This window comes from Kytococcus schroeteri (genome assembly GCF_002847825.1).
GTDB lineage: Bacteria > Actinomycetota > Actinomycetes > Actinomycetales > Dermatophilaceae > Kytococcus > Kytococcus schroeteri.
Genome location: NZ_PKIZ01000004.1, coordinates 49074 through 73145, shown reverse-complemented (window position 1 = coordinate 73145; position 24072 = coordinate 49074). Strand labels below are relative to the sequence as shown.

Annotated in this window: 24 protein-coding genes, 4 tRNA genes, 1 pseudogene and 1 riboswitch; of the genes and pseudogenes, 9 read left to right on the top strand and 20 right to left on the bottom strand. The window is 73.3% G+C overall.

Features of this window, described 5'->3' with window-relative positions; all coding sequences use genetic code 11:
* Positions 1–15 precede the first annotated feature (15 nt).
* From CYJ76_RS13150 to rplJ, 3 genes and pseudogenes are all read right to left on the bottom strand, one after another.
* Positions 16–1464: pseudogene (locus tag CYJ76_RS13150) on the bottom strand (ATP-binding cassette domain-containing protein); the annotation flags it as partial.
* 136 nt (positions 1465–1600) lie between these two features.
* Positions 1601–1990, bottom strand: a complete 390-nt coding sequence (rplL, locus tag CYJ76_RS03160) for a 50S ribosomal protein L7/L12 (protein WP_070705852.1) — start codon at positions 1988–1990, stop codon at positions 1601–1603.
* Between the two features lie 89 nt (positions 1991–2079).
* Positions 2080–2703, bottom strand: a complete 624-nt coding sequence (gene rplJ, locus CYJ76_RS03155) for a 50S ribosomal protein L10 (RefSeq protein ID WP_070705851.1) — start codon at positions 2701–2703, stop codon at positions 2080–2082.
* Positions 2704–3043: 340 nt separating this feature from the next.
* Here rplJ and CYJ76_RS03150 point away from each other — a divergent pair, with 340 nt between their 5' ends.
* Entirely contained in the window at positions 3044–3454 is a 411-nt protein-coding gene (locus CYJ76_RS03150; protein WP_070705850.1) for a hypothetical protein, read from the top strand.
* A 112-nt stretch (positions 3455–3566) separates the two neighbouring features.
* On the opposite strand, the gene rplA is transcribed toward CYJ76_RS03150, so the two are convergent.
* The 5 genes from rplA to CYJ76_RS03125 all read right to left on the bottom strand — a co-directional run bounded on the left by rplA (position 3567) and on the right by CYJ76_RS03125 (position 6234).
* Positions 3567–4262 carry a 50S ribosomal protein L1 gene (rplA, locus tag CYJ76_RS03145; RefSeq protein WP_070705849.1) on the bottom strand — a complete coding sequence of 232 codons (696 nt, stop codon included), beginning with the start codon at positions 4260–4262 and terminating at the stop codon, positions 3567–3569.
* Positions 4263–4364: 102 nt separating this feature from the next.
* A complete protein-coding gene (gene rplK / locus CYJ76_RS03140; RefSeq protein ID WP_070705848.1) occupies positions 4365–4796 on the bottom strand; it encodes a 50S ribosomal protein L11 in 432 nt (143 codons plus the stop codon).
* 122 nt (positions 4797–4918) lie between these two features.
* Positions 4919–5722, bottom strand: a complete 804-nt coding sequence (nusG, locus tag CYJ76_RS03135; protein WP_070705878.1) for a transcription termination/antitermination protein NusG — start codon at positions 5720–5722, stop codon at positions 4919–4921.
* 104 nt (positions 5723–5826) lie between these two features.
* On the bottom strand, positions 5827–6120 hold the full coding sequence (gene secE / locus CYJ76_RS03130; protein ID WP_168168518.1) for a preprotein translocase subunit SecE: 294 nt from the start codon (positions 6118–6120) through the stop codon (positions 5827–5829).
* A gap of 41 nt (positions 6121–6161) precedes the next feature.
* Positions 6162–6234, bottom strand: a tRNA-Trp gene (locus CYJ76_RS03125).
* Between the two features lie 184 nt (positions 6235–6418).
* On the opposite strand from CYJ76_RS03125, the gene CYJ76_RS03120 reads away from it, so the two are divergent.
* The 4 genes from CYJ76_RS03120 to CYJ76_RS03105 all read left to right on the top strand — a co-directional run bounded on the left by CYJ76_RS03120 (position 6419) and on the right by CYJ76_RS03105 (position 10482).
* Positions 6419–7651: a pyridoxal phosphate-dependent aminotransferase gene (locus tag CYJ76_RS03120; protein ID WP_070705876.1), complete on the top strand. Its 1233-nt coding sequence runs from the start codon at positions 6419–6421 to the stop codon at positions 7649–7651.
* 172 nt (positions 7652–7823) lie between these two features.
* Positions 7824–8204, top strand: a complete 381-nt coding sequence (locus tag CYJ76_RS03115) for a hypothetical protein (RefSeq protein WP_070705824.1) — start codon at positions 7824–7826, stop codon at positions 8202–8204.
* A 155-nt stretch (positions 8205–8359) separates the two neighbouring features.
* Positions 8360–9325 carry an adenosine deaminase gene (locus CYJ76_RS03110; RefSeq protein ID WP_238138136.1) on the top strand — a complete coding sequence of 322 codons (966 nt, stop codon included), beginning with the start codon at positions 8360–8362 and terminating at the stop codon, positions 9323–9325.
* Positions 9326–9387: 62 nt separating this feature from the next.
* Positions 9388–10482, top strand: a complete 1095-nt coding sequence (locus CYJ76_RS03105; RefSeq protein WP_144043024.1) for a metallophosphoesterase — start codon at positions 9388–9390, stop codon at positions 10480–10482.
* A 79-nt stretch (positions 10483–10561) separates the two neighbouring features.
* On the opposite strand, the gene CYJ76_RS03100 is transcribed toward CYJ76_RS03105, so the two are convergent.
* From CYJ76_RS03100 to CYJ76_RS03060, 9 genes are all read right to left on the bottom strand, one after another.
* On the bottom strand, positions 10562–11674 hold the full coding sequence (locus CYJ76_RS03100; RefSeq protein ID WP_101849226.1) for a UDP-N-acetylmuramate dehydrogenase: 1113 nt from the start codon (positions 11672–11674) through the stop codon (positions 10562–10564).
* Positions 11671–12135 (bottom strand): MaoC/PaaZ C-terminal domain-containing protein, encoded by a 465-nt coding sequence (locus CYJ76_RS03095; RefSeq protein WP_070705318.1) that lies wholly within the window; start codon positions 12133–12135, stop codon positions 11671–11673. Before CYJ76_RS03095 ends, CYJ76_RS03100 begins: the two co-directional genes overlap by 4 nt.
* Positions 12135–12623, bottom strand: coding sequence for an FAS1-like dehydratase domain-containing protein (locus CYJ76_RS03090; RefSeq protein WP_083323585.1), 489 nt, complete (start codon positions 12621–12623; stop codon positions 12135–12137). Before CYJ76_RS03090 ends, CYJ76_RS03095 begins: the two co-directional genes overlap by 1 nt.
* 85 nt (positions 12624–12708) lie before the next feature.
* Positions 12709–12879, bottom strand: a complete 171-nt coding sequence (gene rpmG / locus CYJ76_RS03085) for a 50S ribosomal protein L33 (protein ID WP_015780047.1) — start codon at positions 12877–12879, stop codon at positions 12709–12711.
* Positions 12880–12963: 84 nt separating this feature from the next.
* Positions 12964–13037 (bottom strand) — tRNA-Met (locus CYJ76_RS03080).
* A 38-nt stretch (positions 13038–13075) separates the two neighbouring features.
* A tRNA-Thr gene (locus CYJ76_RS03075) sits at positions 13076–13148 on the bottom strand.
* A 106-nt stretch (positions 13149–13254) separates the two neighbouring features.
* Positions 13255–14241 carry a MaoC family dehydratase gene (locus CYJ76_RS03070; protein WP_101849225.1) on the bottom strand — a complete coding sequence of 329 codons (987 nt, stop codon included), beginning with the start codon at positions 14239–14241 and terminating at the stop codon, positions 13255–13257.
* Between the two features lie 13 nt (positions 14242–14254).
* The gene (locus tag CYJ76_RS03065) at positions 14255–15781 is read right to left on the bottom strand and encodes a 3-oxoacyl-ACP reductase (RefSeq protein ID WP_101849224.1); all 1527 of its coding nucleotides are present in this window, start codon (positions 15779–15781) and stop codon (positions 14255–14257) included.
* A complete protein-coding gene (locus CYJ76_RS03060; protein WP_101849223.1) occupies positions 15781–17088 on the bottom strand; it encodes an acetyl-CoA C-acetyltransferase in 1308 nt (435 codons plus the stop codon). Before CYJ76_RS03060 ends, CYJ76_RS03065 begins: the two co-directional genes overlap by 1 nt.
* A gap of 136 nt (positions 17089–17224) precedes the next feature.
* Here CYJ76_RS03060 and CYJ76_RS03055 point away from each other — a divergent pair, with 136 nt between their 5' ends.
* Both CYJ76_RS03055 and CYJ76_RS03050 read left to right on the top strand, forming a co-directional pair.
* Entirely contained in the window at positions 17225–17908 is a 684-nt protein-coding gene (locus CYJ76_RS03055; protein ID WP_070706032.1) for a TetR/AcrR family transcriptional regulator, read from the top strand.
* Positions 17905–19923, top strand: coding sequence for an acyl-CoA dehydrogenase family protein (locus CYJ76_RS03050; protein WP_101849222.1), 2019 nt, complete (start codon positions 17905–17907; stop codon positions 19921–19923). The genes CYJ76_RS03055 and CYJ76_RS03050 overlap by 4 nt, the downstream gene beginning before the upstream one ends.
* 4 nt (positions 19924–19927) lie before the next feature.
* Here CYJ76_RS03050 and CYJ76_RS03045 read toward each other — a convergent pair whose 3' ends face one another.
* Both CYJ76_RS03045 and rocD read right to left on the bottom strand, forming a co-directional pair.
* Positions 19928–20743, bottom strand: a complete 816-nt coding sequence (locus CYJ76_RS03045; protein WP_238138130.1) for a sulfite exporter TauE/SafE family protein — start codon at positions 20741–20743, stop codon at positions 19928–19930.
* A gap of 96 nt (positions 20744–20839) precedes the next feature.
* Positions 20840–22093, bottom strand: coding sequence for an ornithine--oxo-acid transaminase (gene rocD, locus CYJ76_RS03040; RefSeq protein ID WP_070706022.1), 1254 nt, complete (start codon positions 22091–22093; stop codon positions 20840–20842).
* 115 nt (positions 22094–22208) lie between these two features.
* Between rocD and CYJ76_RS03035 the strand changes: the two genes are divergently transcribed.
* Positions 22209–22970 (top strand): YoaK family protein, encoded by a 762-nt coding sequence (locus CYJ76_RS03035; protein WP_238138129.1) that lies wholly within the window; start codon positions 22209–22211, stop codon positions 22968–22970.
* A gap of 80 nt (positions 22971–23050) precedes the next feature.
* Here the strand turns inward: CYJ76_RS03035 and CYJ76_RS03030 are convergent.
* Positions 23051–23133, bottom strand: a tRNA-Tyr gene (locus CYJ76_RS03030).
* A gap of 92 nt (positions 23134–23225) precedes the next feature.
* Between CYJ76_RS03030 and CYJ76_RS03025 the strand changes: the two genes are divergently transcribed.
* On the top strand, positions 23226–23729 hold the full coding sequence (locus tag CYJ76_RS03025; RefSeq protein ID WP_070706020.1) for a YajQ family cyclic di-GMP-binding protein: 504 nt from the start codon (positions 23226–23228) through the stop codon (positions 23727–23729).
* A 192-nt stretch (positions 23730–23921) separates the two neighbouring features.
* Positions 23922–24040, top strand: a riboswitch (SAM riboswitch).
* The last annotated feature ends 32 nt before the right edge of the window (positions 24041–24072 follow it).

The following is a 24072-nucleotide window of genomic DNA, read 5'->3' as shown; positions in this document are numbered from 1 at the left end:
CAAGCGCGCGAAGGCGAGCAGCTGCTCCTCCCCCGCCGAGAGCGTCAGGCCGCCCGGGCCGAGCAGGGTGTGCAGGCCGTCGGGCAGCGCGGCCACCCAGTCGGTGAGACCCAGCTCGTCGACGACGGCCTGCACGTGCTCGTCGCCGAGGTCCTCGAAGAGCGTGATGTTCTGCGCCAGCGTGCCGGCGAGCACCTCGGTGCGCTGGGTGACCGTGCCCACGCCCCCGCGGAGGGCCGCGAGGTCGGTGGTGCCCACGTCCTGCCCGCCGAGCAGCACGGTGCCGGCCGGGGGCTCGATGGCGCGCGTCACCATCGAGGCGAGGGTGGACTTGCCCGACCCGGTGCGCCCCACCAGGGCCAGCGTCTGGCCGGCCGGCACGTGGAGGTCGATGCCCCGCAGCGCGAAGGTGCCCTGCCCGTAGGAGAAGTCCAGGTCGGCGAAGCGCAGGTCGAGCGGCCCCTCGGGCAGCGGGTCACCCCCGACGGGCTCGGCCTCGGAGGCGATGGCCTGCCGCACGCGGATGACTGCTCCCATACCGGCCTGGAGCTCCGGCAGCTGTTCGGACAGCTGCGACATGACGCCGACGAAGCGGCTGCTCACGAGGAAGAGGGTGACCAGCGCGGAGATGCCCAGGTGCCCGCCCTCCACGGCCCAGGCACCCCCGACCACGAGCACCACCATGAGCAGCTGCAGCACCAGCCCGCTACGGAGGATGACCGCGACCTCCTGGCCCAGCACCGCCCGGAAGCGGCGGTGGACCTCGGCGGAGAGCTCGGCCAGGCGGCGCACGGCGAACGGCTGGCCGAGGCTGGTGCGCAGGTCGTCCCGGGCGGCGATGCCCTCCTCGAGGGCCGCGGCGTGCGCGGTGAACGCGGCCTCCTCGTGCACCTTGAGCTCGGCGATCCGGGGCAGCAACGGGCGCACCACGAGCAGGGTGGCGGCGCCGACCACCGGGAAGAGGAACCAGGCGGGCCACCAGGTGAGCCCGGCCACGACCCACATCGGCACAACGGCCACCAAGGTGGACAGGACGTTCCACAGCATGTCCCGGCTCAGCGAGCCGATCTCCGTGGCGTCGTCGTCGATGCGGTCGAGCAGCTCACCGACCGCCTGGTCGCCCAGGGCCGCCACCGGTTGCGCGGTCACGGCGGTCAACACGTCGCGGCGCAGCTCGCCCTCGGCGCGGTCGACCTCCCCCACCCACAGCAGGCGGCCCACGGCATCGAGCACCACGCCACCCACGAGGGCCAGGGCGAGCCACCCCACGAGGGGCGCCTGCGGGTCCTGAGCGAGGCGACCGGCCAGGACGGCCCCCACGGACTGGCCCACGCCGCCCACGGTCAGCACGGCCAGCGCCACGGCGGACGCCGGCGTGAGCAGGCGTCGCCAGGTGACGGGACGCGCGGTGGCGCCGGCCCGTTCGGCAGCGTGGACGGCGGTGGGGCGCGAGGGGTCGGGCATGGGGTCAGCCTATGCCCCGGCACCGACGAGCTCACCTGGTTTTCCGCACCCTCCGGACATGCGACAGCGGGCCCCACCGTGACGGTGGGGCCCGCTGTGACCGCAGTGCGGCGAGGGGGTCAGTGACCCCCGGAGATCACTTGATCTCGACGGTGGCGCCGGCGCCCTCGAGGGCCTCCTTGGCCTTGTCGGCCTCCTCCTTGGAGACACCCTCCAGGACGGGCTTGGGGGCGCCGTCCACGAGGTCCTTGGCCTCCTTCAGACCCAGGGAGGTCAGACCGCGCACCTCCTTGATGACGCCGATCTTCTTGTCACCGGCGGCAGCCAGGATGACGTCGAACTCGGTCTTCTCCTCGGCGGCGGCGCCGGCGTCGCCGCCAGCGGCCGGGGCCGCACCGGCAACCGCGACGGGGGCGGCGGCGGTGACCTCGAAGACCTCCTCGAACTGCTTCACGAACTCGGAGAGCTCGATCAGCGTCATCTCCTTGAACTGCTCGATGAGCTCGTCGTTGCTGAGCTTGGCCATGGTGGCTTCCTTTCGTTACTGCCGTGAGTGGCGTGCCCGGCGGGCCGGGCGAGTTGTGGTGGCTGGTCGCTGGGCGGGAGCCCGGGCGATCAGTTGTCGTCGCCACCCTCGGCGACGTCGGTGGTGGACTCCTCGGAGTCCGCGGCAGCGTCCTCGGCGGGCGCGTCCGCAGCGGCCGGGGCGCCGGACACCGGGCCCTCGGTCTCGACCTTCTGACGCAGGGCCTCGGCCAGACGTGCCATCTGGGCCGGGGCGCCGTTGAGCAGAGCGGCGGTGTTGGCCATCGGAGCCTTCATCGCACCGGCCAGCTTGGCCAGCAGCGTCTCGCGGCTCTCCAGGCTGGCGAGCTTCTCGATGTCGGCGGCGCTGAACGCCTGGCCGTCGACGAGACCAGCCTTGAGGACCAGGGCCTCGTTCTCCTTGGCGAAGTCACGCAGGCCCTTGGCCACCTCGACCGGGTCACCGGTGACGAAGGCGATGGCGGTGGGGCCGGACAGGTGACCGTCGAACGCGTCGACGCCCACCTCGGCCGCCGCACGGGCGGTCAGCGTGTTCTTCACCACGGAGTACGTCGCGTTGCCGCGCAGCTTGGAGCGGAGCTCCGCCATCTGCGCGACGGTCAGGCCGCGGTACTCGGTCAGCACGGCCGCGTTCGAGTCGCGAAGCTGAGCCGCGATCTCGGCGATGACGGCATCCTTCTCGGGATTCGCCATGTGGGCCTCCTTACAGTGGTGGTGCCGGGCCCCACGAACGAAAAAACCCCGTGCGCAGGCACGGGGCAAACTCCTCGACACCCCGCGTCGACACCCTCACGGGCGGACGCAGCGGTCCGGGAACTCGTCTCACACCTACGCGGGCCGTCCGTCGAGCGGAACCTTCGGTGGTGCTCCCACTCCGTCTCCGGCGTGCGGGCACCAACGACCGGCGGTCATTGGTCAGGCAAGAGTAGCGGAGGCCCACGCCGCGCACCAACTCGGCAACGGTGAGGCCGCTCACCCCGTCCCATGACGGATGTCATGCCCCACGAGCCCGCCCCCGCTCAAGACTGGGGCCATGCGAACCCCGCTCCTCTGGACCCTGACCCTCGGCACCGTGCTCACCCTCGGCCTGGCCGTCCACCGTGTCGACGCCCTGACCGTCGAGTCGGCCCTGCCCGCACTGCTCGTGAGCGCGCTCAGCAGCCTGGCGCTCATGGTGGCCGCGTGGTTCGCGCCGCTGAAGGGCGCCCGCAGCACCGCCGGCACGCCGCTCGCCCCGTGGGACACCCGCTGGAACGAGCGCAAGGTGCAGCAGCTCGGCGCCGCGACCGCCGCGACGCTCGGCCTCACCTGGCTCAACGTCCTCGACCCCGGCATGGCGCTGGTGACGGGGATCGTCGTCGCCTTGCTGTTCGGGTTCATGACGGGGCGTTCCGAGGAGGAGCCCCAGCACGAGGCCGACACCCCGGACGGACAGGGCGCCTGACACGGCCCGCCACCACCGGACACCCCGGGACCGACGACGCCGAAGGGCCCCTCCCGAGCGGGAGGGGCCCTTCGCGGTGCTCACGGCCGCGGCGAGACCGTCACGGGGTGGCTCAGGCGTCGGCCTTGGCACCCAGGTCCAGCGGGATGCCGGGACCCATCGTGGTGGAGAGCACCGAACGGGTGATGTAGCGACCCTTGGCGGCGTTCGGCTTCAGGCGCATGACCTCGTCCATCGCGGCGTTGAAGTTCTCCACCAGCTGGTCGGTCGAGAACGACGCCTTGCCGATGATGAACTGCACGTTGGCGTGCTTGTCGTTGCGGAACTCGATCTTGCCGCCCTTGATGTCGGTGACGGCCTTGGCCACGTCCATGGTCACGGTGCCGGTCTTCGGGTTCGGCATGAGGCCACGCGGACCCAGCACCTTGCCCAGACGGCCGACCTTGCCCATGAGGTCCGGGGTGGCGACGACGGCGTCGAAGTCGAGCCAGCCGCCGGCGATCTTCTCGACGAGCTCGTCGGAGCCGACGTGGTCGGCACCCGCCTCGCGAGCGGCCTCGGCCTTGTCACCGTTGGCCAGCACGACCACGCGGGCGGTCTTACCGGTGCCGTTCGGCAGGTTCACGGTGCCGCGGACCATCTGGTCGGCCTTGCGCGGGTCGATGCCCAGACGCAGGGAGACGTCGACGGTGGAGTCCCACTTGGTGGTGGCGATCTCCTGGGCCAGGGCGATGGCCTCACGGGGGGTGTAGGCCTTGCCGGCCTCGATCTTCTCCGCTGCGGCGCGGTAGTTCTTGCTGCGCTTCATGGTTCTCTCCTCGGGAAAGGGGTGGGAGTCGTGGTCGTGCGGGCCAGCGCCGGCCCTACCACTGGGGCGCGGTGACGGCGGGTGCCGTCACCGCAGGGGGCCTCAGCCCTCGACGGTGATGCCCATGGAACGGGCGGTGCCGGCGATGATGCGCTTGGCCATGTCGAGGTCGTTGGCGTTGAGGTCCTTCATCTTGGTCTCGGCGATCTCGGCCACCTGGGCGTCCGTGATCTTGCCGACCTTGTTCACGTGCGGCTCGCCGGAACCCTTGGGCACGCCGGCAGCCTTCTTGATGAGCTGGGCGGCCGGCGGGGTCTTGGTGATGAAGGTGAAGGAGCGGTCCTCGTAGACCGTGATCTCCACCGGGATGATGTTGCCGCGCTGCGACTCCGTGGCGGCGTTGTACGCCTTGACGAAGTCCATGATGTTGACACCGGCGGCACCGAGCGCGGGACCGACCGGGGGCGCCGGGGTGGCGGCGCCGGCCTCGATCTGCAGCTTGATGAAGCTGGCGACCTTCTTCTTGGGGGCCATGTTGTTGCTCCTTGGTCGTGGGCCGACGCCGTGGGCGATGACCCGGTTGCATCGCCACCGCCGGGCGGTGGCAGGTCAGGACCCCGAGGGGTCCGGGTGCGGGGCCGCGGCCCCGCCGCGCATCAGATCTTGGAGACCTGGTTGAACGCGAGCTCGACCGGGGTCTCCCGGCCGAAGATCGAGACCAGCACCTGCACCTTGCGGGCTTCGACGTTGATCTCGGAGATCGTGGCAGGAAGGGTCTCGAACGGACCCTCCATGACGGTGACGGCCTCGCCGACCTCGAAGTCGACGAGCGGCATCTGCGGGGTGCCTGCCTGCGGCTCGACCGTGGTGGCGCCCTCCTGCGAGCCGGCGGCCGCCTCGGCCTGGGACTCGAAGTCGGGGGCCATCATGTCGAAGACCTCGTCCAGGCTCAGCGGCACCGGGTCGGTGGCGTTGCCCACGAAGCCGGTGACGCCCGGGGTGTTGCGGACGGTGCCCCAGGAGGCGTTGGTGAGGTCCATGCGCACCAGGCAGTAGCCGGGCATGCGCACGCGCTCGACCGTCTTCTTCTGGTTGTTCTTGATCTCGGTGACCGTCTCCATGGGCACCTCGGCCTGGAAGATGTAGTCCTCCATGTTCATGGAGACCGCACGCTGCTCCAGGTTGGCCTTCACGCGCTTCTCGTAGCCGGCGTAGGTGTGGAGCACGTACCAGTCACCGAACTGGTCGCGCAGCATGGCGCGGAACTCCTCGGCCTGGTCCTCGGCGGTGGGGGCGGCGTCCTCCTCGGACACCTCGGCGGCGTCGTCCGCGGCCTCGGCCTGCTCACCCTCGACGGTGGCGTCGGCCTCCGGGGCCTCGACCTCGTCGGCCACAGCGGACTCCTCGACGGCCTGGTCGGCCTCGAGCTCGGTCGCCTGGTCGGGCGTCTCCTCGGACATGCTCTGGTTCCTCCACGTGTGCTGGTTGCCGGTGCTGGGGCGGGCCTCGTCGGCCACGGGCGCGGGGCCCGTCGGCATCGACCCCGGGGGTCCTGCGCCGGGCCTCAGCCGAAGACGAGGTCGATCAGGCGCGAGAACAGCTGGTCGAGTCCGAAGACGAAGGCCATCATCGCCCCCACGAAGACGAGCACCACCAGCGTGTAGCTGACGAGCTCCTCGCGCGTGGGACGCACGACCTTGCTCAACTCGTCCGCGATCTGCTGCAGGAACAGCACGATGGAGTTGAAGAAGCGGGAGACCGGGTTGCTCCCCTGGGCCTTCCGCTCACGCAGGGGGACCTCGGAGTGGTCGGCCGGGGCCGTGCTGCGCTCGGCTGCTGCCGCGCTGGGCTCGGTCACGCTCACTCCTTCACGTGCTGGTTCCGCGGGGACGGACTGCGCAGGGCATGAGGGACTCGAACCCCCAACCCCCGGTTTTGGAGACCGGTGCTCTACCAATTGAGCTAATGCCCTTCGGCGGCCGGTGGGTCGACCGCCGTGGTCGGCGCACGGTGGTGCACCGACCGGGCACTCTACTGCAGGGCGGCACCTGATTTCCACCCGAGGCCCCTGCCGCCCCCTCGGCGGTGGTTCCGCGCCCCGGCCGGCACCCCCACGGGGCCCCGGCCGTGCGGGGCCGGCTGCCAGAATGGCGGGCATGACAAGCGACCAGTCCCCCGCCCAGCAGCCCGCCCGAGTGTCCCGCCGCCTGGCCGCGATCGCCGAGTCCGCGACCCTGGCCGTCACCGCGAAGGCCAAGGAGCTCAAGGCCCAGGGCCGACCGGTCATCGGCTTCGGCGCCGGCGAGCCGGACTTCCCGACCCCCGCCCACGTGGTGGAGGCCGCCGCGGCCGCCTGCCACGACCCGGCCAACCACCGGTACACCGCCGCCGGCGGCCTGCCCGAGCTCAAGCAGGCCATCGTGGAGGCCACCGCCCGCCACACGGGCCTGGAGCTGACCCCCCAGCAGGTGCTCGTGACCAACGGTGGCAAGCAGGCCGTGTACAACACCTTCGCCGCCCTGCTCGACCCGGGCGACGAGGTGCTCCTGCCCGCCCCCTACTGGACCACCTACCCCGAGGCCATCGCCCTGGCCGGCGGCACGTCCGTGGAGGTCTTCGCCGACGAGACCCAGGAGTACAAGGTCACCGTCGAGCAGCTCGAGGCCGCCCGCACCGAGCGCACCAAGGTGCTGCTCTTCGTCTCCCCCTCCAACCCCACCGGCGCGGTCTACTCCCGCGACGAGGTCGAGGCCATCGGCCGCTGGGCGGTGGAGCACGGCATCTGGGTGGTCACCGACGAGATCTACGAGTACCTCGTGTACGGCGACGCGGAGTTCCACTCGATGCCGGTGGTGGTCCCGGAGCTGGCCGACACCTGCGTGGTGCTCAACGGCGTGGCCAAGACGTACGCCATGACCGGCTGGCGCGTGGGCTGGATGGCCGGCCCCGTGGACGTCATCAAGGCCGCCACCAACCTGCAGTCGCACGCCACCTCCAACGTGGCCAACGTCTCGCAGCGCGCCGCCGTCGCGGCCCTGAACGGTGGCATGGAGGACGTGGAGCGCATGCACGAGGCGTTCGACCGCCGCCGCCGGACCATCGTGAGGATGCTCAACGAGATCGAGGGCGTGGAGTGCCCGATGCCGGAGGGCGCGTTCTACGCCTACCCCTCGGTCAAGGGCGTGCTCGGCAAGGAGATCCGCGGGAAGCGCCCGCAGACCTCCCTGGAGCTGGCCGCGCTCATCCTCGAGGAGGCCGAGGTGGCCGTGGTGCCCGGTGAGGCCTTCGGCCCCTCGGGCTACCTGCGCCTCTCCTACGCCCTGGGCGACGAGGACCTGGAGGAGGGCGTGGGCCGCATCCAGAAGCTGCTGGCCGAGGCCCGCGACTGACACGGCACCGCACCGATGCCGCAGGGGCCGCCCACCACGCACGTGGTGGGCGGCCCCGCCGCGTGGCGCGACGGACCCCGCCGGGTGGACGACCGCCGGGCACGGGCGGAGACTGGGCCTGACGCCCCGCCCGCAGCGGGCCGACCCGGTGGACACGACCCAGGAGACCCCCATGAGCCAGGACTTCCCCCGCACCGCCTCCGATCTCGACGCCGTGGACGACCTCGTGGACCCCGACCAGGAGTTCAGCGGGGACGGCACGCTCAGCTATGACGACGAGCCGGACGGCCCCGCCGAGGAGGTGGACGCCCAGCAGGAGTACGGCGAGGTGACCGCCGAGGACCTGGGCACCGACGACCTCGTGCAGGACGGCAGCGAGGTGGTCGAGGACGCGGGGCGGGAGGCCGACGGGGCGCTGGCCGGCATCGACCCTGCCCAGCCCGCGACCGACCGCCTGGCCCGCGAGCAGGACACCAACGGCATCGAGGACGAGGGCGAGGGGGCGATGAGCGACCCGGCCGTGGACCACGTGGTCGACGCCGACGACGCCTGAGGAGGCAGCTCGAGCCCGGGTGGCAGACTCCGGACATGGACGCCGGCACCGCCACCCCCCGCACCGACGACCTCGTCACGGGCGCCCTGCTCCAGCCCGGTGACAGGGTCGTGGACCTGCCCAAGGCGCACCTGCACCTGCACTTCACGGGGTCGATGCGGATCAGCACCCTGCGCGAGCTGGCCGCGCAGAAGGGCCTGCGGCTGCCGAGCGCGCTCGTGGACGACTGGCCGCCGGTGCTGCGTGCCACCGACGAGCGCGGCTGGTTCCGCTTCCAGCGCCTCTACGACGCCGCCAGGGCGTGCGTGACGACCGAGACCGACATGCGCCGCATCGTGCGCGAGGCCGCGCAGGACGACGCCGCCGAGGGGTCGCGCTGGCTGGAGATCCAGGTGGACCCCACGAGCTACGCCCCGCACGTCGGGGGCATCACGCCCGCGCTGGAGATCGTCCTCGACGAGGCGCGCCGGGCATCGGCCGAGGAGGGCATCGGCGTGGCCGTGGTGGTGGCGGCGAGCCGCACCCGGCACCCCTACGACGCCCGCGCTCTGGCCCGTCTGGCCGCCCAGCACGCCGGGGACGGCCCGGGGACGGTGGTGGGCTTCGGACTCTCCAACGACGAGCGCCGCGGGGACACCGCGGAGTTCGCCAAGGCGTTCTCCATCGCGCGTCGGGCGGGGCTCGCCTCGGTGCCGCACGCCGGGGAGCTGCTCGGTCCCCGCCACGTGGCCGACGCACTGGACGCCCTGGCGCCGGACCGGCTGGGCCACGGGGTGCGGGCCAGCGAGGACCCCGAGCTGCTGGCGGAGGTGGTGCGCCGCGGCATCGCGCTGGAGGTGTGCCCGGGCAGCAACGTGGCCCTGGGCGTGTACTCCGCCCTGGACCAGGTGCCCCTGCGGGCCCTGCTCGACGCCGGGGCGACGGTGGCGCTCGGCGCGGACGACCCGCTGCTCTTCGGCTCCCGGCTGGCCGACCAGTACGTGGCCGCACGCGACGTGCACGGGCTGGACGCCGCCGCCCTCGGGGACCTCGCGCGGGCCTCCTTCGCCGCGAGCCGGGCCCCGCGCGAGGTGGTCGAGGCCGCCGAGCGGGACATCGTCGCGTGGGTGGCCGCCGGCTGAGCGCCACCGGGCCGTCACCCGGCGGCCACCCCGGGGTCACCCGCGAGGGCCACGGTGGGGCCATGCACACACGCACCCCCCTGGCCCTGTCCCTGTCCCTGTCCGCCTCCGTCGCCGCCCTGGCCGCCCTCGCCGTCGGGGCACCGGCCACGGCCTCGGCACCCGACGACGTGGCCCACGTGGCCGTGCTCGGCGACACCCCCTACGGCCCCGAGCAGACCGAGCAGTTCCCCGCCCTCGTGGACGACGTCAACGCCCACGGGTTCGACTGGGTCCTCCACGCCGGCGACGTGAAGAGCGGGTCCACCCCCTGCTCCGACGAGCTGCTGGCCACCTCCCGCGCGCTGTACGACACCTTCGAGGCGCCGTTCGTGCTCACCCCGGGCGACAACGAGTGGACCGACTGCCACCGCGAGAAGGCCGGGCAGTACCTGCCCACCGAGCGCCTGGAGCACACCCGCGCGCTCTTCTACCCGAACCCCCGCGGCACCATCGGGGGGCGGTCGATGGAGGTGGTTCCCCAGTCGGCCGAGCAGCCCGAGCACGCACAGTCGGTGGAGAACGTGCGCTTCCACGCCGCCGGCACCACCTTCGCCACCGTGCACGTGGTGGGCAGCCAGAACGGCGAGGCCCCCTGGGACGAGCTGGCCGAGGGCGACCACCCGGCCGAGCGGATGGCCGAGGTGCGCCAGCGCCGCGCGGCGAACCTGGACTGGATCGACGCCGCCTTCGACACCGCGCAGGAGCGGGGCGACGCCGCCGTGGCGATCATGATGCAGGCCGAGCCGGTGGCCGGCGAGCCCGGTTACGCCGCCGAGCGAGCGCTGCTGCTGGAGCGCGCCGCCGCCTTCGACGGCCCGGTGCTCCTGCTGCACGGCGACGAGCACCAGCACGAGGAGGAGGCGCACTACGGCGGGGTGCAGAACCTGACGCGCGTGGAGACCTTCGGCGACACGGCCACGCAGTGGCTGAGCATGACCGTGGACCCCTCCACCGAGGAGGTCTTCTCGTTCCGGACCCACGAGGTGGGCCAGGACGGGCCGATCGTGGACACCGGTGTGGCGAGCGGCCCGGACGCCTCGCCCTGGGCCGGCCTGGCGGGGCTGGGCCTGGTGGCGGCCGGTGGCACGCTCGTGGCCCGCAACCGCCGCGCCTGAGCCACCGCACGCGCGAAGGGACCCCGCCCGCCGGACGGGGTCCCCTCGGCGTCGGCGCGGCCGGCCCGCGGGCGCGTCCTCAGAGCTGGTGGCCGACGAAGACGGGCTCGTTGACCAGGCGCACCCCGAAGGCCTCCTCGACCCCGAGGCGCACCTCGCGGGCCAGCGCGGCCACGTCGGCCGCCGTCGCCGAGCCCCGGTTGGTGATGGCCAGCGGGTGCTTGGTGGACAGCGCGGCCGGCCCCGGCATCGCATAGCCCTTGCCGTACCCGGCCTTGTCGATGAGCCAGGCCGCACTCGTCTTGACCATCCCGTCGCCCGCCGGGAACTCCGGCGGCTCCGGGGCGGTGGGGCCGAAGCGCTCCACCACGTGGGCCCGCACCTCGTCCATCTGGGCGGCGGTGATGATCGGGTTGGTGAAGAAGGACCCGCACGACCAGGTGTCGTGGTCGTCGGCGTCCCAGACCATGCCGCGCTGCCGGCGCTGGGCCAGGACGGCCTCGCGGGCGTCGGCCAGGGCGACGCGCTCCCCCATCTCCACGCCGAGGCCCTGTGCGAGGGCGGCGTAGCCCACCGGCTGGGAGCGGTCGGTGGCCTCCAGCAGGAAGGTCACCGCGAGCACGACGTAGCGGCCCGTGGAGCCCTTCTGGGTGCGCTTGAACAGCGAGTCCCGGTAGGCGAAGGCGCACTCGGCGGCGGACATCTCCTGCACCTCGCCGGTCTCACGGTCGAGCACGCGCACGGACTCCACCGTCTGCGAGACGTCCTGCCCGTAGGCGCCCACGTTCTGGATGGGGGTGGAGCCCACGCACCCGGGGATGCCCGACAGGGCCTCGATGCCGCTCCAGCCGTTCTGCACGGCGTGGGCGACGAAGGCGTCCCAGGGCTCGCCGGCGGCGGCGCGCACGCGCACCCGCCCGTCCCCGGCGTCCTCGACCTCGATGCCGCGCGTGGCCACCTGCACGACGGTGCCGGGGAACCCCGCATCGCTGATGACGAGGTTGGAGCCGCCGGAGACCAGCAGGAGGTCCTCCCCCGCGGCGTCGGCGGCGCGCACGGCGGCCACGAGGTCGTCGGTGGTGGCGGCACGCACGAGGGTCCGGGCGGGGCCGCCGACGCGCAGCGTGGTGAGCGGGGCCAGCGGGGCGTCGTGCTCGGTGCGGGAGGCCTCGGAGAGCGGAGGGGTGCTCACGCGTCCTCCCCGGAGAGGTCGACCGTGGCGGTGGCCCGGCCGAGCACCGGCTTGGGGGCGCCCTCCTGGGTGACCGCCAGCGCCAGGGTGACGGTGTCGCCCTCGACCTGCTTGACGGTGCCGGTCACCGTGAGCACGGCCTCACCCGGGTCGGGCACCACGACCGGCGCGGAGAAGCGGGTGGAGAGGCCCAGGACGCGGGCGGGGTCGCCGGCCCAGTCCCCGACGCAGGTGGCCGCGCGCCCCATCGTGAGCATGCCGTGGGCCAGCACGCCGGGCAGGCCCACCTCAGCGGCGACGCGGTCGCTCCAGTGGATGGGGTTGTGGTCGCCGGAGGCGCCGGCGTAGGAGACGAGGTCGGCGCGGGTGAGGCGGACCTCGCGCTCGAAGGCGACGTCGCCGATGGTGAGCGACGCGACGTCGGGGGCGGCGGTGGGCTGCTGCGGGGTCTGGTCGGACATCAGGCCTCCTGCGCCGGGGCGGTCGAGATGACGAGGGTGGAGGTGCCGGTGGCCACGAGGTCCTCGGACTCGTCCAGCACCGTGGTGCGCAGCGCGAGCATGCACGTGGAGCCCATCATCTTGGCGCTGGTGACCTCGGTGGTGGCGGTGAGCTCGTCACCGGCCACCACGGGGCGCTCGTGGGTGAAGGACTGCTCGCCGTGCACGACGTTCTGCAGCGCGATGCCCAGGTCCGGGTCGGACAGCAGGAGGAAGTCGGCCGCCTGCGTGACCTTGACGACGAAGGTGGGGGGTGCCACGAGGTCGGCGTACCCGGCCTCGGCGGCAACCGCCACGTCGTGGTGCACGGGGTGCTCCGCGCCGACCGCGCGGGCGAACTCGCGCACGGCGGGGCGGGCCACCTGGTAGGGCTCCTGCAGGGTCCAGTTGCGGCCGGTGACCCGCTCGGCGAGCGTGCCGGCGGCGGCCTGGGTGTCGGCGGACGTCATGCCGCGAGCCTATGCGACACCCCGCACGCACGGAGGAGGGCCGCCCCGTGCGGGGCGGCCCTCCTCGTGGTCTGGTGTGCGGACCTCAGCGGGTCTCGCGGTGCGCGGTGTGGGACTGGCAGCGCGCGCAGAACTTCTTCAGCTCAAGACGGTCGGGGTTGTTCCGACGGTTCTTCTTGGTGATGTAGTTGCGCTCCTTGCAGTCCGTGCACGCCAGAGTGATCTTCGGGCGGACGTCAGCGCTCTTGCTGGCCATGGGGCAACCTGCTCTCGGACGGATTGTTCGTGGTGCGCCCCGATGGGGCACGGCGGCGGGTCCACTGGGTGGACCGTCTGCCAGTAGCGGGGAGGGGGCTCGATCCCCTGACCTCACGATTATGAGTCGTGCGCTCTAACCAGCTGAGCTACCCCGCCTCGGCGGGTGGGCCGACCCGAAGGCCGGCCACCACCAGAGCCCCCAAGCGGAATCGAACCGCTGACCTTCTCCTTACCATGGAGACGCTCTACCGACTGAGCTATAGGGGCGTCGCGGCCGTGACCGCTCGGAGAACAATACACACAGCTTCTGGAATGTGCAAAAACGGCGCGGTGGCGCGGATTCCCGGCCTCGGTGGAACCCGCGCCACCTGCCTCAGAGGGCCCTCAGCGTCCCCGTCATGTGCACGACCGAGGGGTCCGTGGCCCGGACGGCGACCTGCTGCACACCCCGGCGGCCCGACGGGTCGGCGCCGCCACCCGTCCGGCCCGTGGCCAGGACCACGGTGGACGGCAGGTGGAGCGGCTTGGCAAAGGCCACGTCGTAGGCGTACGCGTCCGGGACGTGCGGCTCCAGGGCGGCCAACGACCGCGCGGCGGTGTACATGCCGTGGGCGATGGCGCGCTTGAACCCGAAGGCCCGGGCCGTCAGGGCCGAGAGGTGGATGGGGTTGGCGTCGCCCGCCACCGCGGCGTAGCGCCGGCCGGTGTCGGCCGCCAGACGCCACCGGGCACGCTCCGGCAGGGCCGCGGCGTCCACGGCGGACGCGGGACCGGCAGCCTCAGCGGGGTCGCGGGAACCACCGGAGGGCGCGCCCTCCGAGGCACCGGTGACCTCCACGCCACGGGCCAGGTACTCGCTCCAGCCCTCCCAGACCCGTTGACCGTCCACCTCGGCCGTGGCCGCCAGCGTCACCAGGGCGCCCTTGGGGTGGGGCACGAGGCGGTCTGCCCAGAGCGTCACGGCCGGCACCGCATCGGGCGCCACCGGGGCGTGGACACGCCACCGGTTGGCCAGGTGCACCAGGCCGAGCACCTTCAGCGGGAAGTCCGGGGCGGTCATGAGCTGCATCTGCAGGCCGAAGGTGCGCACGTGGAGCCAGGTGGCCGACACCGGCGCGCCGTAGCGGAAGCCACAGAGGCGGGAGTAGGCGGCGAGCTCCCCGGGGGTCCACCCGGCCTCGGCCACCACGAGGCGGCGGGAGGGCAGGTCGTCCGCGCAGACGGTGGAGCGTCCGCGGGCCCGCACGGCGCGCCCGAAGAGCGACACGGGGCTGGGCACCGCGTCGAGGAGCTCGACGTCGACGTCCGGGACCGCCTGCTCGCCGACGGCCGGGGGCGACGAGGGGGTCGGCAGGTTCATGCGCGTGGCCACCTCATGCCCCCAGCTGGCTCTGGCCGCAGACGCGCAGCACCTGGCCGGTGACGCCGCCGTTGGCGGGACGGGCGAGGAAGGCGATGGCCTCGGCGACGTCCACCGGCAGCCCGCCCTGCGCCATCGCGTTGATGCGGCGCCCCACCTCGCGGGTGAGGGCCGGCATGCGGCCGGTCATCTCGGTCTCGATGAAGCCCGGTGCCACGGCGTTGACCGTGATGCCGCGCCCGGCCAGCTGCGGGGCGAGCGAACGCACCGCGCCGATGACGCCGGCCTTGGAGGCCGCGTAGTTGGACTGGCCGCGGTTGCCGCCGATGCCGGAGGTGGAGGCCACCCCCACGACGGAACTGCCCTCGCCGAGGCCGCCCGGGACGCCGGAGAGCAGCACCTCGTTGATGCGCAGCTGGGCCGCGAGGTTCACCTCGAGCACCGAGCGCCACCGGTCGGCATCGGTGTTGACGAGCAGCTTGTCGCGGGTGATGCCGGCGTTGTGGACCACCGCGTGCAGCTGCTCGGCGCCGGTGGCGGCCACGGCGGCGGCGATGCGCTGCCCGGCGTCCGGCGTGGTGATGTCGAGCTGCAGGGCCACGCCCCCGACCTCGTTGGCCACGGCGGCCAGGGACTCGCCCGCCTGCGGCACGTCCACGGCGACGACCCGTGCGCCGTCGCGGGCGAAGGTGCGGGCGATGTCGGCCCCGATGCCGCGGGCTGCCCCGGTGACCACCACGGTGGTGCCGGCGAACGCGCACTCCTGGGCCTCGACGGGGTGGAGCCAGCCGAGGGACTCCTCGGCCCGGCTGCGGTCGGCCTCGCGGACGCGCAGCGGCTGGCCGGACACGTAGGCGGAGCGGGCCGAGAGCAGGAAGGTGAGCGGCTCCACGAGCTCGGGCGCGACGGCGGCCCCGGTGGCGGCGACCTCGCGGTCCCGGCCCACGGCGGGGTCGAGCCAGAGCAGGTTGGCCGTGGCCCCGCGGCGCAGCTCCTTGCCGATGGAGCGCACCACGCCCTCGAGCGCCTGCGCGGCGGCCACCTGCTCGGTGGGGGCGCCAGCGGCCACGAGGACCTCCGGGGTGGTGCCGAGCACGACCACCCGGCCGCTGGGGGCCAGCCGCCTGAGCGTGGCCCGGGCGGCCCGGCGCAGCAGGTCGAGATCCGCCAGCGTGGTGGCGGCGGTCATGTCCACCACGAGGGCGGAGGCGGCGAGGTCACCGGCCTCGTCCGGGGTCAGCGGCAGCTCCGGGCGCTCCGACGCGATGCCGTGGCCCACGAGGAGCGCCTCGACCTGGCCGAGGACCGGGGCGGCCCCGGCACCGGCGAGCGCGACGGGGCCCTCCAGCATCGGCTGACCGGGGGTGTAGCGGCGCAGCGGGACCGGCCGGGGCAGGCCGAGCGAGCCGGCCAGGCGGGCGCCCAGCGGGGTGTTCACGAAGCCGAGCCAGCCGTCCTGCGACCGCGTGCTCGCCGCGGGGCGCTTCTCGCCAGTGGTCGGGGCGGCCTGGTCAGTGGGGTTCGGGGTGGGCTGGTTCATCACACGGCCTCCAGGATCGCGACGACGCCCTGCCCGCCGGCAGCGCAGATGGAGATGAGGCCCCGGCCGCTGCCCTTCCGGTGCAGCAGCGAGGCGAGGGTTCCGACGATGCGCCCACCGGTGGCGGCGAACGGGTGACCGGCGGCCAGCGAGGAACCCTTGACGTTGAGGCGCTCGCGGTCGACGGGGCCGAGCGCACCCCGCAGCCCCAGACGGGTGCGGCAGAACTCCTCGTCCTCCCAGGCCTTCAGCGTGACCTCCACGGTGGAGGCGAATGCCTCGTGGATCTCGTAGAAGTCGAAGTCCTGCAGCGAGAGGCCGTGGCGCTCCAGCAGGCGGGGCACGGCGAAGACCGGTGCGGTGAGCAGGCCCTCCCCGGTGTGGACGTGGTCCACCGCGGCCACCTCGGCGTCGACGAAACGCGCCAGCGGGGTGAGGTGGTGCGCGGCCGCCCACTCCGGCGAGGAGAGCAGCACCGCCGACGCGCCGTCGGTGAGCGGGGTGGAGTTGCCGGCGGTGAGGGTGCCCGGCTGGCCGGCCCAGCCGTCCTTGCCGAAGACGACCTTGAGGCCGGCGAGCTTCTCCTCGGAGGTGTCGGGGCGGAGGAACTCGTCCCGGGTCAGGCCGAGGAAGGGGGTGACGAGGTCGTCGAAGAAGCCCTCGTCCCAGGCGGCCGCCAGGCGGTGGTGGCTGCGGGCGGCCAGCGCGTCCTGGGCCTCGCGGGAGATCCTCCACTCGGCAGCCGTGCGGGCCATGTGCTCCCCCATCGACAGACCGGTGCGGGGCTCGGCGTTCTGCGGGGCCTCGGGCGCGAGGTCACCGGGGCGGATGCGGGCGAGGGCCCGGAGGCGGGCCGGGGCGGACCTGGCGCGCGAGGCCTCCAGCAGCGCGCGGCGCAGCCCGTCACCGAGGGCCAGCGGCGCGTCCGAGGCCGTGTCGACCCCGGCCCCGATGCCGGCCTCGACCTGCCCGAGGGCGATCTTGTTGGCCACCTGGACGACGGTCTCCAGCCCCGTCCCACAGGCCTGCTGCAGGTCGTAGGCAGGGGTGCGAGCGTCCAGCGCGGAGCCGAGGACGGCCTCACGCGTGAGGTTGAAGTCGCGGGCGTGCTTGAGCACGGCACCGGCCGCCACCTCGCCCAGGCGCTCGCCCTGCAGCCCGTGGCGGGCGACGAGGCCGTCCAGGGTGGCGGTGAGCATGTCCTGGTTGGAGGCCTGCGCGTAGCGGCCGCCGGCCTTGGCGAAGGGGATGCGGTTGGCGCCCACCACCAGGGCGCTGCGGGGGCGGGGGGAACGCGGGTCGGCCATGGAGCCCTCCTGGGTGCGGACCGCGGGGTCCGTCTCGGTCTGGCGGGGTCCGGGGCCGTGGCACCGGGTGGAGCCGGCCCCGAAGTTACAGGTACGCAGTGTTCCACATACTGTCGATCCGGTCTACAGTGTGGCCATGGATCCCGTGCAGCAGATCGCAGGCCGCCGCGTGGACGGGCGCACGACCCGCTGGGAGGCGCACCGGGCCCGCCGCCGCGCCGAGCTCACGCAAGCAGCCCTGCGCGCCCTGCGCAAGCACGGCCCCGGCATCGGCATGGAGGAGATCGCCGCCGAGGCCGGCACCTCCCGCACGGTGCTCTACCGCCACCTGGGCGACCGCGCCGGCGCCTGGCGCGCCGTCATCGAGTCCGTGGACGCCAACATCTGGGGCGACCTGGCCCGCGCCAGCGAGAAGACCGCGCAGACCACGCCCCGCACCGTCATCGCCGCCGTCACCGACTCCTACCTGGCCCTCGTGGAGCGCGACCCGGAGATCTACCGCTTCGTGGTGACCCGTCCGCTCAACGACACCGACGGGGAGGACCCCGTGGCCGGCATGACCAACCGGATGGGCGAACGCCTCACCCCCGTGCTGGAGCACCTGTTGCGCACCGCCGCCCGCACCGGCAGCGAGCCCGCCGCCGGCACCGCCGAGGCCGCCCGCACCCTGGCCCACGGGCTCGTGGGGTGCGTCCGCTTCATCGCCGAGGACTGGGTGGCCCGGGGCGACGACCGCCCGCCGCGCTCCCAGCTGGTGCAGGAGGTGGCCGAGCTCTACGGCGCCCGGTTCGACGCCCTCGCCGCGGAGACCACCCGATGACCCGCCCGGCACCCGACCCCGTGCACGACGGCCCCGCGACGACGGCGGACGAGCTCCGCACGGCGCTGGGCGCCCTGCTCGACGGCCCGTGGGCCGACGTGCGCCGGCGCCTGCGCGAGGGGGTGGACGCCGCCGACGTCCTGCTGGACCCGCAGGCCACCCTCGAGGAGCAGCGCGCCACCACCACCGCCGCCCTGCTGCAGCTCACGCGGCAGGGCCTGGTGGGGCTGCGTGCCCCCGGGCCCGACGCCGGACCGGCGGACGTCGGCGGCACCGTTGCCGCCTTCGAGACCGTGGCCGCCCTGGACCTCTCGCTCGCGGTGAAGATGGGCGTGCAGTTCGGGCTGTTCGGCGGGGCCATCGCCAACCTCGGGTCCGACGCCCAGCACGCCACGTGGCTGCCCGCCGCCTCCGCCGGTGAGCTGCTCGGCTGCTTCGCGATGACGGAGGTGGGCCACGGCTCGGACGTGCAGTCGCTGGAGACCACGGCCACCTACGACGCGGCGGCCGGCGAGTTCGTGGTGCACTCGCCCACCCGCTCGGCCACCAAGACCTACATCGGCAACGCCGCCCGCGACGGGCGCATGGCCGTGGTCTTCGCCCAGCTGGTGACGCCGGACGACTCCTCCCTGCCCGAGGGGGTGGACGCCGAGGAGCCGACGCACCGGGGCATCCACGCCCTCGTGGTGCCGATCCGCGACGCGGCCGGTGCGCCCCTGCCGGGCGTGACCATCGGCGACAACGGGGCCAAGGGCGGGCTGCCGGGCGTGGACAACGGCACCCTGCGCTTCGACTCCGTACGCGTACCCCGGGAGAACCTGCTGGACCGGTTCGGCGCCGTGGACGCCGCGGGACGCTACTCCTCCCCCATCGACTCCCCCGGGCGCCGCTTCTTCACGATGCTGGGCACCCTGGTCCGGGGCCGGGTCTCGGTGGGCGGGGGCGCCAGCGCCGCGGCCCGCTCCGCGCTGACCATCGCCACCCGCTACGCCGACCGGCGCACGCAGTTCGCCGGCCCCGACGGGGAGGTGACCCTGCTGGACTACCGCGCCCACCAGCGGCGGCTGCTTCCCGCCATCGCCCGCAGCTACGCGCTGCAGTTCGCGCAGAACGAGCTGGTGGGCACCCTCCACGCGGTGCAGCAGACCAGCCCGCTGGAGCGCGACGAGCGGGCCCAGCGCGCCCTGGAGTCCCACGCCGCCGGTCTCAAGGCCCTGCAGACCGAGGAGGCCAACCGGGTGCTGCAGACCTGCCGCGAGGCGTGCGGCGGGGCGGGCTACATGGCGACCTCCGGCATCACGCAGCGTCGCCACGACGCCGACGTGTTCGCCACCTTCGAGGGCGACAACACGGTGCTGCTGCAGCTGGTGGCCAAGGGGCTGCTCACCAACTACGTCAAGGCGCTCGGCTCGCTCAACATGACCGGGATGCTGCGCTACGGGGCCACGCAGTTCTCCGGCGTGGTGGTGGAGCGCACCGCGGCCAAGGGCTTCGTGAACCGGATGGTGGAGCTGGCCCGGCGGCGAGACATCGAGGACGTGGTGATGGACCGCGCCTGGCAGGTGGAGTGCTTCCAGTACCGCGAGCAGCACACCCTGGAGACGGCGGCGGCCCGGATGCGCCGGTCGCGCCGGGGCAGCGAGGCCGAGCAGTTCGCCGCGTTCAACGACGTGCAGGACCACCTGCTGCTGGCCGCCCGCGCGCACATCGACCGGGTGGTGCTGGACGCCTTCGCCGAGGTGGTGCAGGGCGTCCGGGATCCCGACCTGGCCACGTTGCTGGACCAGGTGTGCGACCTCTACGCGCTGAGCGTCATCGAGGAGAACGCGGCCTGGTTCCTGGAGCACGAGCACCTGCGCGGGGCCAAGTCCAAGGCGGTGACGGCCACGGTCAACGCCCTGTGCGCGCAGCTGCGGCCGGTGGCGGGCGTGCTGGTGGACGCCTTTGGCATCCCGGACGCCTGGCTGGCCAGCAGCCTGCTCGACGGGCAGGACGACGCCGGCCTCACCGCCTGAGGGGTCAGCCCAGCGCGGTCTGCACCAGGGTCAGCACGGCCACGGCCACGAGGAGCAGGGCGAACGCGCTCTGCAGCCGGTGGGCGGGCACGGCCTGGCCGATGCGGCCGCCGACGAGGCTCGCCGCCATCGCGACGCCGGCGAAGGTGAGGGTCAGCGGCCAGTCGAGCTGCAACCCGCTGCCGGCCCGCACCCCCAGGGCCACGGTGGCGCTGAGGATCATCACGAGCAGCGAGGTGCCCACCGCGCGCCGCATCGGCAGGCCGAGCACGAGCGTGAGGGCAGGGACCACGGCGAACCCGCCGCCCACACCGAAGAAGCCGGTGAGGAAGCCCACCGCGCTGGCCGCCAGCAGCACGGGCAGCACCCGTGAGGCGTCCACGCGCACCGGGCGGAGGGTGAGCAGCGGCGGCACCGCCTGCAGGTCGTCGGCGTCGGCGCGGCGGGCCCCGGAGCGGGCCCTGCGCCACATGGTGCGGGCCACGAACAGCAGGAGCAGCCCGAACGCGGTCATGAGCACCGCCTCAGGCACCCGTTGGGAGGCCACGGAGCCGCCGGCCGCGCCTGCGGCTCCCAGGAGCCCGAAGACCATTCCCTCACCCCAGGCGACGCGCCCGGCGCGCCCGTGCTGGAGCACGCCCACCACGCTCGTGAGGCCGACGACCACGAGCGACGTGGTGGACGCCTCGAGCGGGGACTGGCCCACCAGGTAGATGAGCGCCGGGACGGCGATGATGGCCCCGCCACCACCGAGGGAGCCCATGAGCAGCCCTACGAGGACGCCGACGAGGACGGGGACCAGCAGGCTCGCGGACAGCACGTCCCGATGGTAGGGCTCCCTCCCGACCCCCGGACACGCCGATGGGGGCCGCTCCGCTGCTGCGGAACGGCCCCCATCGTCACGGGGTGCGCCGGATCAGGCGTCGGCGCCCAGGGCCTTGCGCACGGCCTCGACGATGGCGTCGATGTCCTCGGCCGTCGCGGTCAGCGGCGGGGCCAGGCGGATGGTGGAGCCGTGGGTGTCCTTGGCCAGCACGCCGTTCTCCATGAGCTTCTCGCAGGCCTCGCGACCGGTCATCAGCTCGGGGTCGATGTCCAGACCGGCCCACAGGCCGCGGGTGCGCACGGCCACCAGGCCCTTGCCCACCAGGGCCTCCAGACCCTCGGCCAGCTGCTTGCCGCGCTCGGCGGCGGCCTTCTGGTGCTCGCCGGTGGCCAGCATCTTGACCACCTGGTGGCCGACGGCGCAGGCCAGCGGGTTGCCACCGAAGGTGGAGCCGTGGGTGCCCTTGGTGATGACGCCCATGACGTCCTCGTTGGCCACGACCGCGGACACCGGCACGATGCCGCCGCCCAGGGCCTTGCCCAGGGTGTACATGTCGGCCTCGACGCCCTCGTACTGGGAGGCCAGCGTGGTACCGGTGCGGCCCAGACCGGACTGGATCTCGTCGCAGATCATGAGCACGTTGTTCTCGCGGGTGATCTCGCGGACCTCGGCCAGGTAGCCCTCCGGCGGGATCACGACGCCGCCCTCGCCCTGGATGGGCTCGAGCAGCACGGCGACGGTGTCCGGGGTGATGGCCTCGCGCACGGCCTGGGCGTTGCCGTACTCCACGACGGAGAAGCCGGGCGCGTACGGGCCGAAGCCGGCGCGGGCCTCCTCGTCGGTGGAGAAGCTGATGATGGTGGTGGTGCGGCCGTGGAAGTTGCCGTCCATCACGATGATGTGCTGCTTGCCGTTCTCGACGCCCTTGACGTCGGCGCCCCACTTGCGGGCGATCTTCAGGGCGGTCTCCACGGCCTCGGCGCCGGTGTTCATCGGCAGGACCATGTCCTTGCCGGTGAGGGCGGCCAGGTCGCGGGTGAACGGCCCCAGACGGTCGGAGTGGAAGGCGCGGGAGGTGAGCGTCATCTTGTCCAGCTGCTCCTTGGCAGCGGCGATGAGCTCCTCGTTGCCGTGGCCGAAGTTCAGCGCGGAGTAGCCAGCCAGGGCGTCGATGTAGGTCTTGCCGGCGACGTCGGTGACCCGGGCGTTCTTGCCCTCGGCGAGGACGACGGGCAGCGGGCCGTAGTTGTGGGCCGCGTGCTCGTCCTCCATCTGGATGTACCAGCTGGGGTCGGTGGAGCTGTTCTCGGAGGGAAGGTCAACGGTCTTCACGGTCTCGGTCATGCCACCACGGTACGACCGGCGAGGTTCGCGCGGCCAATCCACCCGGGTCGTCGGGCCGCGACGTGATACGGGCCACAAGGGCGAGGGATCGGGACGGCGTTGCTACGGTCGCGCCGTGCACCCAGCCCTCGTCCGCGCCGTGACCCACCTGCGCCGGGTGGCCGGTCCGGGCCGCACCGCGGCCGACAACCGCCACCTCGCCGCCGGTCTGGCGTTCACCGCGGGCATGCTCAACTCGGTGGGCTTCCTGGCGGTGGCGGTCTACACCTCGCACATGACCGGGCTCACCGCCACCCTGGCCGACCAGTTGGTGCTCGGCGACCACCGCCTGGCCCTGCTCGCGGCCCTGGGCATCGCGTCCTTCGTGGTGGGTGCGGCCAGCTGCGCCCTGCTGTTCAATGCGTTGCGCCGCCGGCAGGTGGCCAGCCGGTTCGCGGTGGTGCTCGTGGTGGAGGCCCTGGCGATGCTGCTCGTGGGGCTGCTCGCCGACAGCGTCACCGCGTGGGGCCACGGCTGGGCGGCGGTGGCGGTGCTCTGCTGGACGATGGGCCTGCAGAACGCGCTGGTCACCAAGGTCACCGGGGCCACCATCCGCACCACGCACGTCACCGGGATGGTCACCGACCTCGGCATCGAGCTGGGCAAGTGGCTCTACCGCAACCCGCCCGGCGACCCCGACCCGGTGCGGGCCGACCGGCAGCGGATGGCGCTGCACGCCACCCTGGTCGGCGCCTTCGTGCTCGGAGGCGTGGCCGGGGCGCTGGCCGGGGTGGCCGTGGGCTACCGGGCGGTGGTGGTCCCCGCCGCACTGCTGCTGGTGCTGGCCCTGTTCCCCATCGTGGACGACCTGCGCGGCACCCGGCCCGGCCGCGTCTGAGCCGGCGGCCCACCCCTCGATCCGCGGGGGCCCGGGTACGGGACGACCCCCGAGGAACGGTTCCTCGGGGGTCGTGTGCGTGGCAGGTGCAGGATTCGAACCTGCGTAGGCTTTCGCCGACGGATTTACAGTCCGCTTCCATTGGCCGCTCGGACAACCTGCCAAACTGCGGGCTGGATACTAGCCGCCCTACCCTTGATCGGACAAACCGAGCCGCCCCGGGGCGGCTCCACCCCCTCGATGACAGGAGCACCCATGGCCAGTGAGTCCTCGTTCGACGTCGTGAGCAAGGTCGACCGCCAGGAGGTGGACAACGCCGTCAACCAGGCCGCCAAGGAGATCGGCACCCGCTACGACTTCCGCAACGTGGGCGCCGAGGTGGTGCTCAAGGGCGACGCCCTGACCCTGCGCGCCAACACCGCCGAGCGCTGCCTGGCCGTGCTCGACGTGCTGCAGACCAAGCTGGTCAAGCGCGGGGTGAGCCTGAAGTCCGTGGACTTCGGCGACGACGCCGAGCCCAAGCCATCCGGCAAGGAGTACCGCCTGGAGGGGGTGCTCAAGGAGGGCCTGAGCCAGGAGGTCGCCAAGAAGATCTCCAAGCAGATCCGCGACGAGTTCGGCAAGAGCGTCAAGGCCGTCATCCAGGGCGACGAGGTGCGCGTGAGCTCCAAGAGCCGCGACGACCTTCAGGCCGTGCAGCGCGCGCTCAAGGCCAACGACGACATCGACGCCGCGCTGACCTTCACCAACTACCGCTGACGCGGCACGACGCGGGCCTCGCGGGCCCGGCGTCCCCCGCGCGAGGGCGGGTCCACCACGGTGGGCCCGCCCTCGCGCGTACCCGGACCCGGTACCCGGACCCGGTGCCCTGACCCCGGCCGGACGTGACACCCGCCACCCTGCACCCCGAGCGCGTGGGCGGGCGCCGGACGTGTTGTACCGTGCTGCGCACATCCATCACGACCGGCTGAGGGATCAGGACCGATGACGCCGGGGCAACCGCCTCGTGGGCGACCACGAGGAACGGTGCCACCTCCTGCGGGGAGCCTCGGCTCGCCGGAAGATGGGACCGACGGGCGAGCTCCTCCCCGCGGGTCTTCCT